Raw genomic sequence first — 17298 nt, 5'->3', positions numbered from 1 at the left:
CATAATATGGTAAACATCCTGAGCCGCGACGTCCGGCCTCTTTGAGCTGCGGGGAACGGGGGGTCAGGAGATAGCGCGGGCGCCCGCGGCAGGCCTCTCCAGCACCAGGAAGAAAGGCTCGCGCCCCGCGGCCCGGCGGTAGAGTCCCGGCACCGCTTCGAGGTAGGCGGGCAGGGCGTCTCTCTCCAAAAGAGCCACCACGCATCCCCCGAAGCCCGCCCCGGTCATGCGGCATCCCCACACCCCGGGTCGTCGCAGCGAGGTCTCCTGCAAGGCGTCCAGCTCGGGCGAGGATACCCGGTAGAGGTCACGCAGCGAGGCGTGGGAGGCGTTGAGCAGGGCGCCCAGCCTCTCGGGATCGCCCTCCCGCAGGCAGGCCGCCGCCTCCACGACGCGCCGTTGCTCCTCCACCACGTGCCTTGCGCGCGCGTACAGGGTGTCGGGAAGCACGCCGCGCGCCGCCTCCAGCTCCTCCATGGTGACATCCGCCAGGTATTCCCTGGTGCCCACCCTCCTGGAGATGAGGGCCAGGGCGGCGCGGCATTCCTCCCTCCGCTCCCGGTAGGCGGAGCCCGCGAGTGTGCGTCCCACCCCCGTGTGCCCGATCACCAGCGCGGCGCCCGGCAGGTTGAAGGGGACCTGCCGGTACTCCTCGCTCCGGCAGTCCAGCAGCAGGGCGTGGCCGTCCTCGGCCAGGGCCGCCGCGAACTGGTCCATGATGCCGCAGGGCACCCCCACGAACTCGTTCTCGGCCCTCCAGGCGACGCGCGCCGCCTCCTCGCGACCCAGGGGGTATCCCAGGCCTGTCGCGGCCAGGGCGCTTACCACCTCCAGGGAGGCGGAGGAGGAAAGGCCGGCCTCGCGGGGGAGGTCGCCGAAGACCAGGGCCTCGAATGGAGGGGGAGTGCGCCCCTCGCGCGAGAGCACGGCGAAGACCCCGAGGACGTAATCGGCCCAGTCTCCGCGTCTGGCGATGGACGCGGGGTCGAAGTCCACCGCGGCGTCCCCTCCGCCCGCGGCGGAGCGCAGCCGCGCCGGCGGAGCCTCCACGCGGCGCATCAGCATGTAGGTCCCCTGCTCGATGGCCAAGGGGAGCACCAGGCCGCCGTTGTAGTCGGTGTGCTCTCCGATGAGGTTGACGCGGCCAGGAGCGAAGTAGAGGCGCGGCGGCTCACCGGGGCCGAAGAGCGACGCGAACTCCTCGCGGCGTTCCTGGATATCGCGCTCGTCCAGCATCTTCCCCCTGCTTCCCTCGATGCCGCCTCCGCCTTCCGCCTCAGCGCCCCTTCCCGCTCTCCGCCCTTTCATCCCTCCCCTGCCCCGAGCGGTAGCGCTCCACCGCCGCCCTGAGCTCGGCGGCCTTCTCCTCGGGTACGGTGGTGTTGATGTGCGCCCAGGCGCCGGTCTCGGAGGAGGCGCTGTATTTGAGCTTGTCGCGGTCGCGCATGGGAGGATAGAACTCCACGTGGAAATGATAGTGGGAATGGTCCCCGCCGTCGGTGGGGACCTGGTGCATGCACATCATGTAGGGGAAGGTGAAGCCGAAGAGGGAGTCGTATCCGCCGGCCACGCACCTTATGGCCTCCGCTAGCCCCCTTACCTCGCCCGCGTCGAGGTCGGTGAGGGACCCTAGGTGGCGGTCGGAGACCACCATGACGTCGTAGCCGTACTGCGCCCACGGCGGCACGAAGGCGGTGAACCCGTCTCCCCGGTGCACCATGCGCCGGCCATCCGCGCTTTCGTGCCGGAGGATGTCGCAGATGAGGCAACTGCCCCGTTCCTCGCGGTGAGCCAGGGACGACTCCAACTCCGCCCGCACGCGCAGGGGGACGAAGGGATAGGCGTATATCTGGCCGTGAGGGTGATGGATGGTCACCCCCACCGCCTCCCCCCGGTTCTCGAAGATGAACACGTACTCCACGCCCGGGATCTCCCCCAGCTCGCGGTAGCGCTCCCGCCAGTGTTCCACCAGGCGCACCACGTTTTCCGGTGGCAGTCCCGGGAGGGTGACCTCGTGGCGGGGGGAATACAGGGTCACCTCGCATTTCCCGAGGCTGGGCCGCACCGGGATCAGGTCGTCGCCCGCGATATCGGGGGCGGGGGGATCCAGGACCAGGGCGGGGAAATCGTTGTCGTAGGCCAGGATGTCGTAGGAGTCGGGCACCTTCCCGGAACCGGGGCAGAAGGGGCACTGCCCCTCGGGCAGAAACGGCCTCTCCTGGCGGCTCGCCGCCATCATCACCCAGGTCCTGAGCAGAGGGTCCCACCTCAATTCCATGACCGTGTCACCTCGCCGGAAACCCTCGGGTCCGTCCACAACGGGTCCCGCCTCGACTCCATGGCTGTCCCGCCTCTCCTAAAAGCCTCGTCCCGCCGATGCCGCCTTGATTATATATGGTGAGAGAAGGTCGTGAGGGGACGGTGCCCTCGATCCTCGCCTGCGGCGGAAGCACGGCTTATCCGCGGGCTCGAAGTACGATGAGACAGGCGCGCCTTGCGCCGCGGGCCGCATGACGGCGGAGGCGCCCGGCACGGAACAGGCCGCGAGATGCGGCTCGCCTTCTCTCCGGCCGGACCGCTTCAGGTGATGACCGGCAGGCGCCTCTCGATGCTAATCTCCCTTCCCCTCCAGGGAGCGAGGTAGGCCAGCACCTCGACGCCCGCGGCGGCCGCGCGCCGCAGCGTGGAGGCGAAGAGAGGGTCCGTCTCGTGGTTGGGCCTGAAGACCTCCCCACCGGGGTGCTTCACCACCAGCACCACGCAAGCCCGGTAGCCCCGTGAAAGGGAGCCGGAAAGCTCTTCCAGGTGGCGTGAGCCCCTCGCGGTGGGGGCGTCCGGGAAGAGCGCCGTGCCCTCCACCACCAAGGTGCAACCCTTCACCTCCACCAGGCAGGGAGGGCCGCCGCACTCCACCAGGAAATCAAGCCGGCTGGCACCGAAGGGGTATTCGGGGTGCAGCTCGCACGGCGGGGGGAATTCCGCCAGGCGCCCCTCCTTGAGCGCCTCCGCAAAGAGGAGGTTGGGGAGCCGGGAGTCGATGTTGACCCAGCCCTGCGGGCACTCCACGCCGATCATGTCCCAGGCGGTCCGTCTCCCCTTCCCCGCCGACCGCCGCAGCCTCACCCTCGCCCCGGGCAGGAGCAGCTCCGAGAGACGACCGGGATCGGGCACGTGGGCCTCCTCCCGGCGGCCGTCCCGCTCCACCAGGGCCAGGAAGCGGTTGGGCCGCTCCAGGAAACGGGCTTCCACGAACTCTCCGATGTCCACGGCCGCGCGAACCTCTCTTCCTTACCAGGCCCCGGCCTCGCCGTCCTCTCCGTGCCGCCTTCCTCCCCGGGAGCGCCGCCGGCGCCTGTTCCCAGGGGGCATGGCCTGCCGCGGAGACTCCTCGGCCCGCCCCAGGCTTCCACGGGGAATCGCCCCCGCTATCCCCGGCGCCTCGCTCAGGTCGCGTCCTTCCCCCGGCGGGCCGCGTTCTCGCGCAGCGTACGGAATACGGCGTTGAGCTCGTCCACGTATTCCCCGGGGTCCACGAAGGGGCGGCTGTAGCCTTCCACGGTCTCCTCGCGGATGCCCTCCCCCACCACCTCCCGGCCGGCGCGGAAGACGTATTCGAGCTGCTCCGCGGCAGGGCAGGGGTCGCGCGCCAGCAGCACCGAGGAGGGGAAGAGGATGGAGGCGTGCAGGGTGCCTCCCCCCACCTCCGCTATGCGTTCAAAGGTGAAGACCAGGGGGTCGAAGTTCCTCAGTCCCGGGAAGCCGCAGGTGGAGACGAGGACGGTGCGCGTCTCCCGGTCGCGCCGGTGTTCGTGGGGGTGGCTGCACACGCCGTCGCGGTATTCCTGGTAGGGTTCGGCCAGGGGCATGATACGGTCCAGGAAGCGTTTCATGACCGCGCTCATAGTGCAGATGTAGAGCGGGGTGGCGTATACCAGCACGTCGGCGCGGAGCATCTTGCGGTGCAGCTCCGGCACATCGTCCTTGTGGCGGCATACCTCGGGGGTCTTGAACCAGCACCAGGTACACCCCAGACAGTCGGCTATCTTCTTCTCCGCCAGGTACACCGTCTCCGTCTCCGCCCCCGCCGATGCGGCTCCGGACATAAAGCGCTCCAGCACCATGGCGGTGAAGCCCTTCTCCCTGCGAGGGCTGGAATTGAACGCCAGCACGTACTTAACCGAGCCGTCCACCATGTGACCTCCCTCTCTCGGCCCCCTCTTTTTGCGACAGGGTCTCCACGGGCGTGATTATACTTCCCGGCGGGGTTCCGGGTCATGGGGCGGGGGGGGCCGGGCGCCCCGTGCCGGCCCGCGGCCTCGCCCAGAAGAACGTCCCCGCGGCGCGCGAGCGCCGTCGGGGCTACGGCGCGGGGAGGGTGAAGCGGAAGACGGAACCCCCTCCGTCCCGGGGTTCGTGCCAGATGCGGCCGCCGTGGGCCTCCACGATGCGCCGGGCGAGGTAAAGGCCCAGCCCCAGGCCGGGGCGGGAATGGTGCTGCGCCTCCTCCACCTGGTAGAAACGCTCGAAGATGCGTTGCCGGTGCTCCTCCGCTATCCCCACTCCCCGGTCCATGACCGATACCAGGGCGCCCCCATCCCCCGCCTCCACGCTCACCTCGATGTCCGACCCCGGGGGAGCGAACTTATGGGCGTTCTCCACGAGGATGACCAGCAGGCTCCGTATCCTCTCCGCGTCGAAGGAGAGAGGACCGAGGTCTTCCGCGGACCTCGTGGTCACCGCGGCGCACGGCAGGCGTTCCCGCATCTCCCGTGCCGCGGCCTCCACCAGCGCGGCCAGGTTCCCCTGCGACCTGTGGATGGAGAAGCGGTCCCGTTCCGCGAGGGATACCTCCAGCAGGTCCCTGGCGATGGCGGTGTGGCGCTGGGAGGCCTGACTGATGGCCCCGGCCACCTCCCGGCGCGTGGCGCCGTCCATCTCCTCGCCGCTCTCCGCCAGGGTCTCGGCGAACCCCGCCAGCAGCGCCACCGGGTGCCTCAGCTCGTGGGAGGCGACGTCCACGAAGTCGCGCAGGCTCTCCTCGTAGGCGAAGCGCTCCTCCTCGATGCCCAGCGCGCGGGAGATGGCGGCTATGGTATCTTTTTCCAGAGAAGAGAAGGCGCGTTCCCCGGCGCACATCACGGTCAGGCAGCCCACCGTCTCCCCGTGCGCGCGCACAGGGTGCAGCAGGCAGGAGCGCAGGCCGCGCTCCCTCACGTCGGGGTCTCCCGCCAGGGCTTCCGGGTCCAGGTCCGCGGTGGTCAGAGGGCCCGCCATGCCGGTGGAGAGGAGCCGGGAACAGAGGTGGTCCGCCGGACCATCCACGGCGGCGAACCCTTCCCCGGGGCGGAGGGTAGAGAAGGACAGAACGCCCTCTTCGTATTTCCTGGTATATCTTGCCATATCGGCCTCCAGTACCTCACGGGCGGTCTGCGCGAGGCGCTGCATGTTCTCCAGCGGATCGGGGCCCAGTCCCAGGAAACAGCGGTTTATCTTCCGCAGCCGTTCCTCGGCGCGCCTGCGGTCGCTGATGTCGCGCGTCACGCTCACGAACCCCACCGGCTTTCCCTCCGCGTCCCGCATCAGCGAGGCGCTGACCTCGGCGTGGAAACGCGAGCCGTCCCTGCGCAGAAGCTCGTAGACGTCGTTCCTCACCGACTCCCCCTCCGCCCGCGTGCGCATGGAGGCCCTGGCCCGCTGCCTTTCCTCGGGGGGGAATAAGTCCAGCACGCTCCTCCCCAGCATCTCCTCGGCCTTTTCGTACCCGAAGAGCCGCACTCCGGAGCGATTGATCATGAGGATCTCGCCCCCCAGGTCGGTGAGGACGATGCAGTCCGGTGAGGTCTCCACCAGGGAGCGGTAATGCTCGGCCATCTCCCGCAGGCGCTGGGTGCGGCTCTTCACCAGCGCCTCCAGGTGGTCGCGATAGCCGTGGAGTTCCTTCTCCAGGCGCTTGCGCTCGCTCAGGTCGCGGCAGATGGCGAAATAATACCTGCGCCCCTCCAGGGAGCAGGAGGACACGGACACCTCCAGGGGGAACTCGACGCCGTTCCTGCGCAGGGCGGTGAACTCGCGCACGCCGCCCGAGACGCCCTCGCCGCCGCCCCTTGCCATGGCCTCGAAGGCCTTCGCGGCGCCTTCGCGGTACCTTTCCGGGATGAGCAGCTCGTGCAGGGAACGGCCCTTCACCTCTTCCGCGGCGTAACCGAGGAGCTCCTCTCCCGAGGGGTTCATGTAGACGATGGCTCCCCGGTCGTCCACTAAGATAAAGGCGTCCTTCGCTCCGTCCGCGATGGCCCGGAAAAGCCCGCCGCCGCCCTCGGATCCCGCCTCTCCGTCCGCGTTACGCAACACCGTGTCGCCCCCCTTGCCCTGGAGACATCGTGTCCCGGATGTCCCCCGCGCGGCGGTCCCGTTCCGCTCCTCTTGCCGGAGCCCTCTCTGGGCGAGTGTCTCGCCCCGTCCGGCCGCGCGTCTTCTCTTCCGGGTATTTCCTCCATGGGCCGCGCTCCAGTCCGGGGTCTCCGCCCGCGACCGCTCGTCCCCGCTGCGGCGGAGTCCGCTCACCGTCCGGGCCCCGATATGAGGCTCTCCCGCACCGGCTGCCATCATGCCGGGGATCGACGTGCCCCGTGTCCCCCATGCCGGCCGGACATACATCCCCCGCACCGTGTTCCGCCGCCGCAGCCCCGACGCGAAGCCGCGGTTTTGACCCTCAATCATGATTCTACCCCCTTGTCCCGCCCGCTACCCCTCTTCTCGCCGCCGTCCCGGCGCCGCGGCGGGGGGAAGGAGAGGAGCAGGCGGAAAACGAAGACCTCCGGGACGGATGGGAAGGTCCCGTGCGCGGGTGAGGGCTTGCCCGTGAAGGGTTTCCAGCGGGATTTCCGGGCGGGCATGCCGGGAGCCGGGACGCCGGAAGAAGCGTGCGGGCCGGCGGCGGGTTTCCCCGCGGGGAGCAGTGGAATATCATAGGAAATATCACGGTAAGCGGCGGCGGGTGAGCGCCGGCGAACGCCCATGGCGGCGCGCTCGCGCCGGTCCACCCGCGGCAGGGCCGGGCAGGGCCGGGCTCCGCTTCCGAACCGGTCCGGTGGGCCGGGAGGCGCCGGCGATGGGTGCGGTAAGGCAGGCGGTATGGGCAGGATGACCCTTTTCTCTTGGAACGTGAACGGGCTGCGAGCGGCCCACTCCAAGGGTTTTCTCGACTGGTTCCTCTCCCGCAGGCCGGACATCCTCTGCGTTCAGGAGACCAAGGCGGCGGAGGAACAGGTGCCGCGGGAGCTGCGCGAGGTGGACGGCTACCACGTCTTCTTTTCCGCCGCTGAGCGCAGGGGTTACAGCGGCGTGGCCCTGTACTCCAGGCCCGAGCCCCTCGCGGTGAGGAGCGGCTTCGGCATCCCCAGGTTCGACGCCGAAGGCCGAACGCTCATCGCCGACTACGGCGAATTCATCCTCTTCAACGTCTATTTCCCCAACGGCAAGCAGTCCAGGGAACGCCTCAGGTTCAAGATGGAGTTCTACGACGCTTTCCTGGACCACGCCGAGGCGCTGAGGAGAAAGGGAAAGGGGATCATAGCCTGCGGCGATTTTAACACCGCGCACCGGGAGATCGACCTGGCGCGGCCCAAAGAGAACAGCAAGGTGTCGGGCTTCCTTCCCGAGGAGAGGGCCTGGCTGGACAAGTTCGTGGCGCATGGTTACTCTGACACCTTCCGCATGTTCAACCGGGAGCCGGGGCATTACACCTGGTGGGACCTTAAGACCAGGGCGAGGGAGAGGAACATCGGCTGGAGGATAGACTATTTCTTCGTCAGCGACGAGCTGCGGGACAGGGTGAAGGCCGCCTGCATCCTGCCGGAGGTCACGGGCTCCGACCACTGCCCCATCGGCATCGAGCTGGCATGGTGAGCGGAAGGAGGAGGGCTTGTTCTCGGACATCGACGACATCACCATCAACTACGAGGAGGAAGGGGTCCAGGTGGTGCGGGAGCTGGATAGGGTGGTGCTCTCGCGCGGCGCCTGGGCCACGGTGATCTTCCGCTACCGCCAGTGGGAGCAAACAAAGGGCGACTACGGCCCGGACCGTTTCACCATCCGGCGTTACCGCAAGATGAACGACGAGTACCGCCAGCAGGCCAAGTTCAACATCTCCAGCGTGGAGCAGGCGAAAAGGATCGTGGAGGCCCTCTCCGCCTGGATAGCGGATGCGGAGGCGGAAACAAAAGGAGACGCCGGGGAATAGGGAGCCCATGACGCGGTACCCCATCAACCGGCGTCGCGGGTGCATCGCGTTATTGCGTTCAAGGAACGGGGAGCTCATGCCGTATCCGTGACCCGACAACGCATCCGGCCGCCGCCATATCCCGTTGCGCTTCACGCTCCCGCCGGACTTGCGGGGCATCCGCACCCCGGCGCAGCATCCGGCCGCCGCCATCGCTACCGGCCCGTTTCGAGGAGGGCCGGGCCGGTCTTTCGCCGTGTCGATGACCCCGGGCGGAAGGTTCGGTTCCGCCGTAACCGATTCCCCGGAGACCCTTTCGCGGTGCCCGTATGGATCGCCCGCGCCCGTCGGGGAAGGAGCATCTTCGGGAGTCCCCGCGGAGGTATTGACCCCCCTAACCCCTCGTAGTATAAATGTATAGACATTAAATGAACATATATACTATAAACTGTCTATTGACCTGAGGATGGGAACTGGCATGGGCATGGCATGGGAAAAGGCGGTCGATGACGCTGAAGCCCCCGCCTATTTCCGGCTCGCACGTATCCTGCGCGGCCGGATCATAGACGGCGAACTTCGACCCGGCGACCGCCTGGACCCGGAGGTCGAGCTGTGCGAGAGGTTCAACCTCAGCCGTATGACCGTGCGGCGGGCCATCGCCCTGCTGGTGGAGGAAGGGATGCTCCGCCGCGAGAGGGGCAGGGGCACTTTCGTCGTCGGCCCCAGGACGGACGGAGGCGTTTTCCTCATCCCCGATTTTCAGGAGGAGATGCGGAACCGGGGGGTCTCCGCGTCCGTGCGCCTGCTCAAAGCCGCGCTGGTAGAGGCCGGGAAGACGCCGGCCGCGAGGCTGGGCATCGAGGAAGGGGAGCGGGTCGTCTATCTGGAGAGGATCCTCGAGGACGCGGGAGAGCCCCTGGCCTTCGACCGTAAATACCTCCTCTACGACCCATCTTTGCCCCTGCTGGAAGCGGAACTCGGGCAGGGGACCACCGCCGACCTCTTCTCACGCTGTCCCGCGCTGATGCCGGTCAGGGCGGAGCTGAGCCTCTCCGCCACCGTGCTCGGCCCGCGCGAGGCGGAGGTCCTGGCGTCGCGGAAAGGGACCCCCGCCTTCTGCATGGAACAGCTGGTGTGGACGGCCAATGACCGCAGGGTGGCATGGGGATGGATGATCTACCGGGGAGACAGGTTCGTATTCCGTTCCCTGTGCCGTTCTACGTGAGGATGTGAGGAAGGGATGGAGAGAAGGAGGCGTGCCTTGCGCCTGGTGAAGGAAATCCAGGCGCCCGGGGCGGAAGCCGGGGAAAGCTGCGCCGAGGAGAGGCTCCTCCTCGCCATATCTGGCCTGAGGGAGGAGGAGGCCCTGGCTGCGGCGGAGGAGATGCTGGCGGCGGGCGCGGACCCGTTGCGGGTGGTCGAGGCCGCCCGCCGGGGCATGGACGAGGTCGGGAGGCGTTACCAGAGGCATGAGTACTACCTGAGCGGGCTGATCATGTCGGGCGAGATCTTCAGCGAGATAGGTGCCCTCGTCGACCGGGCCCTGCAGGGCACGCGGGCGCGGGGGTCGGACCTCAGGGTGGTCATGGGGACGCCGCTGGGGGACGTCCACGATATCGGCAAGGACATCGTGTGCTCCCTCCTGCGCTGCTCGGGTTTCGAGGTCATCGACCTGGGGGTGAACGTCGCGCCCTGGCGTTTCGTGGAGGCGGCGGAGAAGAGCGGAGCCCGGGTGGTGGGGATGAGCGCCCTCATCACGCCCGCCTACGAGGCCATGCGCGAGACGGTGTGGGGCTTCGAGCGCGCCGGCTGCAGGGAGAGGGTGAGGATCATGCTGGGGGGCGGGGCGGTGACGGGAAAGGTATGCGAGTTCGCGGGCGCCGACGCCTGGGGACGGGAGGCGTGCGATGCGCTGGAGTTCGCGAGGGCCTTCTACGGCGTAGCGTCCGAGGCGAGGTGAGCCCCGGCGCGCCCCGGCGGCGCGTCCGGTCACGACACGGCGACGAGGACGAGAGGAAGCGGCCATCACTCCCGCTGCTCCGCGGGGTACAGGGTGTGCGGGCACGGGTGAGGAGAGCAAGGAAAGGAGTGAACGCATGGGCGAGACCCTCGCTGTGTTGCTGGCGGAGCTCAGGGAGGATGAGGCGCTGGCGGAGGTACGCGCGGCCCTGGAGGAGGGCGGCGATCCTCTCTCCCTGGTGGAAGGCCTGAGGGAGGGGATGTCCGAGGTGGGAAGGCGTTTCGAGGCCGGCGAGTACTTTCTCTCCGAGCTGATCATGTCCGCCGAGATCTTCAAGGAGGCGGTGGCGCTCATCGAGCCCCACCTGCAGGCGGGCAAGGAGGCGGGAAAAGGCGCGGTGGTCATCGGCACCGTGAAGGGTGACATCCACGACATAGGGAAGAACATCGTCTCCACCCTGCTGCGCTGCGAGGGGTTCGAGGTCCACGACCTGGGGGTCGATGTCGAGCCCGCCGCCTTCGTGCGGAAGCTCGAGGAGACGGGCGCGCGCCTGCTGGCGCTCTCGGGGCTGCTCACCCTGGCCTTCGATTCCATGAAGGAGACGGTGGAGGCGGTGGCGGAGGCCGGCCTGCGCGACGGGGTGAAGGTCATCCTCGGCGGCGGCCCGGTGAACGAGAAGGTGGTGGAATACGCTGGGGCCGACGCCTTCGGCGCGGACGCCGCCCAGGCGGTGAGGCTAGCGAGCCTCTACCTGGGAGCATGAGCTAGCCGAGCATCAAGGAAAGCGGGCTCGCGAGCGCACCCTCCCTTTCGCTGCCGCCGGGCAGGACCAAGGCGGGGGCGGCGCGAGGTGATGGCAGGTCCTGGAAGTCGACCGTGAGCGGTTCGAGACGTCAAGCGGTGCCGGGCGGCCGAGGCCCGGCTGGCAAGAGAGGAAGGATGTTGAAGATGGACGCGCGCGAACGCATCGAGACCGCCGTTCGCCTGGGGAAGCCGGATCGCGTGCCGGTGGTTCCCATCCTGGACTTTTTTGCCGCCCGTTACGCGGGCATCACCCAGCACGAGATGCTCTTCGACATCGGGAAGGCGGACGCGGCGCTGGAGAGGACCCTGCGGGACCTGGGCGGCGTGGACGGACAGAACCTCTCCTACGCGGGACTGGGGCGCATCATGCAGCTCATCTTCCCCAACCCGCCAGTCATGCCCGGCGTGCGGGGAGTGCCCGCGGACGCGCAGTTCCAGTTCGTGGAGAAGGCGGTGATGGAGCCCGAGGAATACCGCCTCATCGCGGAGCGCGGCCCCCTGCGCTGGATCCTGGACAAGATGAAGCTAAGCACCCCGGAGCTGGGGAACCCCGTAGGGATGCTCAAGGTCTTCGCTCAGGCGGGGACGGACATCATGAAGGTGCGGTCGTCCATGAGGCGCTGGCAGCGCAGGGGGGTGGAGTCCATGGTGGCCTTCAACATCGTCTTCACCCCCATGGAATACATCTCCCTCTTCATGCGCTCCTTCAACGACTTCGTCCTCGATCTGTTCCGCCGTCCCGAGGAGGTCAAGGCCGCCAGCCGCGCCCTCATGAAGACCATGCAGATGCAGGGAGCGGCGATGGTGAGGATGAGCGGCCTCAAGCGGGTGTTCATGGGAGGCACCCGCACCAGCGCCTCCTGCCTCAGCCCCCGGCAGTTCGAGGAATTCGCCCTCCCGGAGTGGCAGGAGATGTGCGAGTTCTGGGTGCGCAGGGGAGTGACCCCGCTGCTGCATTTCGACAGCGACTGGACGGCCTTCTTCCCCTACCTCAAGAACCTGCCCCGGGGAAAGTGCATCCTCAACCTCGACGGCGCCTCGGACATCTTCAAGGCCAAGGAGGTCCTGGGGGACCACATGTGCATCATGGGGGACGTCCCCGCCGCCTTGCTCAAGCTGGGCGACCCGGAGGAGGTGGACGAGTATTGCCGCAGGCTGATCACCGAGGTGGGCGCGGACGGGGGATTCATCCTCAGCTCCGGGTGCACCATACCCGCGGACGCCAGGCCGGAGAACGTCAGGACCATGCTGGCGTCGGTGCACAGGTACCGCCCCTGAGGCACGGGTCATGACGGCGACCGTGGAGGAGAAGGCAGAGAGCGCGGGCTTGCGGCCTCTGCAGCTCACGGGCGGGGACGAGTCCCCTGGAGCGCCGGGGCCGGCACCGCGTTTCGAAAGGGGGCGCGCCATGGCCGGAGAACACCGAGGGGTCTTCCGTGGCGGCGGGCGGAAGAGGAGACGCGCCACGCCGCGATGTGGTAGATTGAGGTGGCTTCATGCAGCCGGGCGCGAAAACGTTTCCCCGCGAAAAAAGGCCGGCCGCCGGCGTGTCCCAGTGCGGTTCGGGGGAAGCCGGGGGCAGAGGTAGCGGCCGGCCATCTCGATACACGGCCTTTCCCGGGGCGCGCCGCCGGGCGGGCTCCGCAGCGAGGGGAGGGAGCCTTGATGAGGGGATTCGACTATGACCTGGTAGTGGTGGGAGGTGGGCCCGCAGGAGCGGCGGCGGCGAAGGCTGCGAAGGAGGGCGGGCTGCGCGTGCTCCTGCTGGAGAAGAAGAGGATGCCGCGCCTGAAGCCCTGCGCCGGGTATCTCTTCAAGGAGGCGAGGGAGTTCCTGCAAGCCCATTACCCCCCCGTCCCCGCGGAGGTCATGTGCCGCCCCTCCGAGGTGCGCGGGATCAATCTCTACCTCGATCGCGGCTTCCGCCTGGAGGTGGAGGAGAACGGGCTCAGCGTTTGGCGCGACCGTTTCGACCGCTGGCTGTGCGAGTCGTCGGGAGCGGAGGTATGGGACGGGGCCAGGCTGGTCGATTTCTGCGAATGGTCCGACCGGGTGGAGGTGCTCTGCGTCCGGGACGGCCGGCAGAGCAGGCTGACCGCCAGGGCGCTCGTCGCCGCGGACGGAGGCCTCTCCATGGTGACGAGGAGGATCGACCCCTGGTTCCCCGAAGGCGCTCCCTACATCTGCGTCCGCCACGAGTACCACCGCTGCGAGACGGAACTGGAGCCAGGGGTGTTTCACGTCTTCATGGACGCGGCGTACGGCGTCTACCCCGCCTGCTATTTCAAGGACGACCTCATGGTGGTGGACACCTCCGTGCGGCGGGGGGAGCGGATCGGCCCCACCCGCGCGGCCTTCCTGGCCATGCTGCGCAGGGATTTCGGGTTCCGCTCCCGCGAGGCGGTCATGACCCTGGGGTGCCGCGCCGTCTTCCCCGCCGCCATCAACCGCTTCTGCCTGGGGACCGGGCGCGTTCTGGTGGCTGGGGAGGCGGCCGGGTTCATGAACTCCCTGGGGGAGGGCATCTCCTCCGCCCTCTCCACAGGCCGGCTGGCGGGGCTGGCCGCGGCGGAGTGCGGGAGGTCGGCGCCCGGCGCCCTCTACCGCGCGGCCACCGCGGCCGACCGGGAGCGCACGGCGCGGGAGTGGTCCCTTCTCACCCTGCTGCGCGGGGGAGTGAGGCCCGAACTCAGGCGCGCCCTGGGGCGCCTTTCGCTGGGTGAGAAGGCACGCTTCCTGCGGGGAGTGCTGGCCTGGCAGCGGGGAGGGGGCGTGGCGCCCGGCCTCAACCGGGAGGCGCTGGAGACCGCCCTGCGCCGCCTCCTGCGTGGATCCTACGATTTCCGCGCCTGACATGCAGCATCCGGACGGCTGCCCGCTCACGCCGCGTTTTCATACCGAGGAGAGGACCCCGGTCATTTCCTCGTACGAACCTCGCGCAACGGCGGGCCGGTTCGAATATCGTCCGCCACATCCAGGCTTGGCGTGTCGCGCGCTGGATAGCGACGGAAGCGTCCGAGACGGACTCGTGCCTCGTGCGGGATTCATGCTCCCTGCATGGGAATTTACCATGCGAAATGGCTTCATGTACCGCGTGTCAGCAGGTGGCCGATCCATCTTCTGATGGTCCAATACCTCCAGTAAGGAATCACCTCCACCTTTCTTACACCGTCGTCGAAGCTCGTCTCCGAATCGAGGGAAATCATAAGCCCCCTGGGGATTCCGTATCTGGCCATGAACTTGAAAAGGGACCTGGCGTCTCTTGCCTTGATGTCCGCACGCATCTTTATCTCTACGGGAATGACCTCATCGTCCAGGGATAGCACCAGGTCCACCTCGTCTTTCTGAGGCGAACGCCAGAAAAAATGCGCCTTGAGCGTATTCGCGAAGTACTGCTCCGCTAGCCTTGCGAAACCGCTTTCTCCCGACAGGGCAGCCGTGAAGGCGGTACTGGTTGGATAGAGTTTCCTGGCTTTCTTCTCACTGGTAAGACGATCGGGTTAATAATTGAACAGCTTTTTCACCAGAAGGGAATACTCCAGGCAGGAAACATGTGCTGCGATGGTCCTCTGGTCGTATCCCAGGTCGCTTGCCAGGTTTTTGTAATCCAGCAGCAACCCCGGGTGCTCGCAGAAGATGGACATCATGCGATAAGGCAAGTCCGTGGATCTCACGGAAAACTGCTCGGGAATATCCCTGAATATCACGCGTTCCAGCAGGCTTTCGCGGAAATATCTTCTCCTCTGCAGGTCGTCGAGTCTCAGGGCTTCGATAAAACCCCCGGTGAGGGCATGGTGCCGAAGGCCCCGCTTGATTTCCATCTCATATACCTTCTCCCGCCTGCGGTCGATCTCCAGGCCCGTGAATCCCAGGTATTCATCGAAATCAAGCGGCTCGATGCGGAATTCAAAGAAGCGTCCGACCAGGCTTTCCTTGCTTCCTCTGGCCAGGGCCGGAGAAGCGGAGCCCGAAAGGAAGACCTTCACCCGGGGATGCATATCATAGAGGACTTTCATCTTTTCCGCCCATTCGGGGAGCTTCTGTATCTCGTCGAGGAAAAGGAATATGCGCCCCGCTTCGGACAAGCGGCTGCCGAGCACGCTCTCTTCATGTGCGCCCAGCAAGTCCTCGATGCTGCTCTTGCTCTCGTCGAAGGAAAAAATAGAGGATGTGGAAGGGAGGGACCTTCCTCTTCAACAGCTCGTCGATGAGCTGGAACATCAAGGTCGTCTTTCCGGCCCTGCGTGGACTAAAAAAGGATCTGCATCTGGCGGAGGTCTAGGAAGGAGAGGACATCTTTCAGGATCCGGCGTCTTCTTCCGGCCAGGGCTGCATCCACCCCGCCCGTCCTCCACCAGGGGTTGAAGGAATAGATATCCAACGCGTATCCCCCCGCCAGCCTAACAACGCTCAACTCGGACCCTGAGCCGATCACCGCTCGAAGGTGCATATGACCAAAGCGACCCCTATCTGACCGGCGCCAGGTCGGGGTGCGCCCCGGGACGGCCGTTGAGCGATCTCACGGCGACATCGCGCTGTAATTGTTTTTCTTAATATAATGACAATATGACGTAATTGTATTCGAAATGGCTGGGCTCTGCAGCGTGGTGGAGCCGGTCGGGATGTGGGGCATCATCTCCCTGAGCCGAGTCTGATGCCCTCAAGGAAGGGAATCCTCCATCGCCCTATCCTGGTGGCCGAACACTCCGGGCTGCGAGAGGAGAAAGCGGAATCGAGGCCGGGCACGCTACCTCCCCCGGGAGCATAGCTCCTCGATCCAGGAGAGTATGTCCGGGTAGACCTCTTCGCATACGCGTTTCCCCATCACCAGGTCGGTGTGCCCGTAGTCCCGGTAGCACTGGAAGCGCCTGGGTTGAGACGACACCTTCTCATAGGCGTCCAGGCGCACGTTCTCGTCCCCCACGAAATCTTTCGTGCCGGTGATGAAGAAGAGGGGGGCGGTGATGGCCTGCATGTGGGCGGTGTAGTTCACCTCGCGGTGGAAGTCGCGGAAATCGGGGTCCCTGGCGAGGGCGACGATCTGCGCGGCCATGCGCGCGGTCACGTTGTCGGAGGCCCACTTCAGCAGGCTCCATCCCGCGTCGGGGTCCACGTTGTCCGCGTTGTAGAGGAAACGTGCGACGGGTCCCCGCACCGCCAGCACCCTCCCCAGGCGCGGGAAGCGGGTCACCATCTCTCCGATGCGGCTGGCCGGCACGCGAGGGGACAGCCGGTCCTGGACGGCGAGCCAGCGCAGGAGGGCCCCGGCGAGGGCGCGAAAGAAGGGCATTCGCTCGAGGTCCCTTATCCAGTCCCCGCCGCCGCGGTGCAGTCCGGGCGGGCTGCCGATGGTTATCCCTCCCAGGACGGCCCGGTTGCGCTCCTCCGCCACCTCGGGGTCGAGGGACACGCGCAGCTCACCGCCCCCTCCCGCGGATTTCACACCCTGCAGGTACATGTAGAGGACCATGCCTCCCATGCTGTGGCCTATCCATATCGGGCGCCGTCCCGTGGACTCCCTGATCCTGTCCACCAGGGCGGGGGCGTCCAGGGCGGCGAGGTGGTCCACGCTGTGGCGCCAGTCGCCCACCCCGCAGCGGTAGGGCTCTCTCCCGCATCCCCGGAAGCTGGAGATCCAGACGTCATAACCGTGCTCGGCCAGATAGAGGGCCAGGTTGTGCCCGCGGTGGGGCACATCGAACTCCAGCCCGTTCCCGAAGAAGCCGTGGACCAGGAGTACCGGCTGCGCTCCCTCCCTGGCGTAGCGCTTCATCCTCAGCTCGATGCCGTCGGCGGTCACCGCTGTCTCCGTCCGCGTGTCCAGAGAGGCCGTGCAGCCTGTGTCCTCGCGTGGCATGGGCTCAACGGCTATGCGCCACAGCGCCGCGCCCCCCAGGGTGGGTACCGCGAGCAGAAAAAACCTTCGCATCGTAACGCGGTAAGCCATCTTTACCTCCTTCTCATCCCCGTACCAGACATGGGGTCAGCCCCGGACATGGGACATCTCCCCCGCCCCCGCGCACTGTCACTCGGCACTTAAAACCGGCCACGAATCACCACTTGAAAACCGGCCAACTTGAGACGTATTGATAATCTACTCCTTCATCTCCGGAATCTCAAGACCATGTGCTGGTTCACTACATCGTGGACACATAAGCCCTATCCTCGCTTCCTTCACTCCATCTTTTGAGAAATTCCATGGGCGTAAGATACCCCAAGCTCTGGTGGGGTCTTTCGTAATTGTACAGGTGATTCCACTCATCGAGGATCTCGTTCAACTCCTCTACGGTGTAACCCTCCCGGAAGGCCCAGA

The 17298-nt window shown here is 66.9% G+C and carries 18 protein-coding genes; 7 read left to right on the top strand and 11 right to left on the bottom strand.

The features are described from left to right. Positions 1-63 precede the first annotated feature (63 nt). From galK to H5T74_09780, 5 genes are all read right to left on the bottom strand, one after another. Positions 64-1308, bottom strand: a complete 1245-nt coding sequence (galK, locus tag H5T74_09800; protein MBC7230667.1) for a galactokinase — start codon at positions 1306-1308, stop codon at positions 64-66. After that, positions 1277-2278, bottom strand: a complete 1002-nt coding sequence (gene galT, locus H5T74_09795) for a galactose-1-phosphate uridylyltransferase (protein ID MBC7230666.1) — start codon at positions 2276-2278, stop codon at positions 1277-1279. Before galT ends, galK begins: the two co-directional genes overlap by 32 nt. 302 nt (positions 2279-2580) lie before the next feature. Further along, positions 2581-3267 carry a DNA/RNA nuclease SfsA gene (sfsA, locus tag H5T74_09790; GenBank protein ID MBC7230665.1) on the bottom strand — a complete coding sequence of 229 codons (687 nt, stop codon included), beginning with the start codon at positions 3265-3267 and terminating at the stop codon, positions 2581-2583. A 176-nt stretch (positions 3268-3443) separates the two neighbouring features. Continuing rightward, positions 3444-4193: a flavodoxin family protein gene (locus H5T74_09785; protein ID MBC7230664.1), complete on the bottom strand. Its 750-nt coding sequence runs from the start codon at positions 4191-4193 to the stop codon at positions 3444-3446. A gap of 166 nt (positions 4194-4359) precedes the next feature. Next, complete coding sequence (locus H5T74_09780) at positions 4360-6351, bottom strand: PAS domain S-box protein (protein MBC7230663.1); 1992 nt, start codon at positions 6349-6351, stop codon at positions 4360-4362. Positions 6352-7134: 783 nt separating this feature from the next. Here H5T74_09780 and xth point away from each other — a divergent pair. The 7 genes from xth (at position 7135) to H5T74_09745 (ending at position 13838) form a co-directional block, all read left to right on the top strand. Then, the gene (gene xth / locus H5T74_09775) at positions 7135-7908 is read left to right on the top strand and encodes an exodeoxyribonuclease III (GenBank protein MBC7230662.1); all 774 of its coding nucleotides are present in this window, start codon (positions 7135-7137) and stop codon (positions 7906-7908) included. A 16-nt stretch (positions 7909-7924) separates the two neighbouring features. Then, positions 7925-8242, top strand: coding sequence for a hypothetical protein (locus H5T74_09770; GenBank protein MBC7230661.1), 318 nt, complete (start codon positions 7925-7927; stop codon positions 8240-8242). Positions 8243-8699: 457 nt separating this feature from the next. After that, positions 8700-9446: a GntR family transcriptional regulator gene (locus H5T74_09765; GenBank protein ID MBC7230660.1), complete on the top strand. Its 747-nt coding sequence runs from the start codon at positions 8700-8702 to the stop codon at positions 9444-9446. Positions 9447-9482: 36 nt separating this feature from the next. Then, positions 9483-10181, top strand: a complete 699-nt coding sequence (locus H5T74_09760; GenBank protein ID MBC7230659.1) for a cobalamin B12-binding domain-containing protein — start codon at positions 9483-9485, stop codon at positions 10179-10181. A 136-nt stretch (positions 10182-10317) separates the two neighbouring features. Further along, positions 10318-10944 (top strand): cobalamin B12-binding domain-containing protein, encoded by a 627-nt coding sequence (locus H5T74_09755; GenBank protein MBC7230658.1) that lies wholly within the window; start codon positions 10318-10320, stop codon positions 10942-10944. A 185-nt stretch (positions 10945-11129) separates the two neighbouring features. Beyond that, positions 11130-12263, top strand: coding sequence for a hypothetical protein (locus H5T74_09750; GenBank protein MBC7230657.1), 1134 nt, complete (start codon positions 11130-11132; stop codon positions 12261-12263). Between the two features lie 387 nt (positions 12264-12650). Beyond that, positions 12651-13838, top strand: a complete 1188-nt coding sequence (locus tag H5T74_09745; GenBank protein MBC7230656.1) for an FAD-dependent monooxygenase — start codon at positions 12651-12653, stop codon at positions 13836-13838. A 230-nt stretch (positions 13839-14068) separates the two neighbouring features. On the opposite strand, the gene H5T74_09740 is transcribed toward H5T74_09745, so the two are convergent. The 6 genes from H5T74_09740 to H5T74_09715 form a co-directional block, all read right to left on the bottom strand. Further along, positions 14069-14320: a hypothetical protein gene (locus H5T74_09740; protein ID MBC7230655.1), complete on the bottom strand. Its 252-nt coding sequence runs from the start codon at positions 14318-14320 to the stop codon at positions 14069-14071. A gap of 165 nt (positions 14321-14485) precedes the next feature. Beyond that, positions 14486-15109, bottom strand: a complete 624-nt coding sequence (locus H5T74_09735; protein MBC7230654.1) for an ATP-binding protein — start codon at positions 15107-15109, stop codon at positions 14486-14488. Beyond that, positions 15093-15206 carry a hypothetical protein gene (locus H5T74_09730; GenBank protein ID MBC7230653.1) on the bottom strand — a complete coding sequence of 38 codons (114 nt, stop codon included), beginning with the start codon at positions 15204-15206 and terminating at the stop codon, positions 15093-15095. The genes H5T74_09735 and H5T74_09730 overlap by 17 nt, the downstream gene beginning before the upstream one ends. Before the next feature lie 28 nt (positions 15207-15234). Continuing rightward, a complete protein-coding gene (locus tag H5T74_09725; GenBank protein ID MBC7230652.1) occupies positions 15235-15399 on the bottom strand; it encodes a hypothetical protein in 165 nt (54 codons plus the stop codon). A 333-nt stretch (positions 15400-15732) separates the two neighbouring features. Next, on the bottom strand, positions 15733-16932 hold the full coding sequence (locus H5T74_09720; GenBank protein ID MBC7230651.1) for an alpha/beta fold hydrolase: 1200 nt from the start codon (positions 16930-16932) through the stop codon (positions 15733-15735). Between the two features lie 190 nt (positions 16933-17122). Beyond that, the coding region (locus tag H5T74_09715; protein ID MBC7230650.1) for a transposase at positions 17123-17298 on the bottom strand (176 nt) is incomplete at its 5' end.

This window comes from Actinomycetota bacterium (assembly GCA_014360645.1).
GTDB lineage: Bacteria > Actinomycetota > Geothermincolia > Geothermincolales > RBG-13-55-18 > Solincola_B.
The sequence above is the reverse complement of the archived record's forward strand: the minus strand, read 5'-3'. Positions and strand labels throughout refer to the sequence as shown.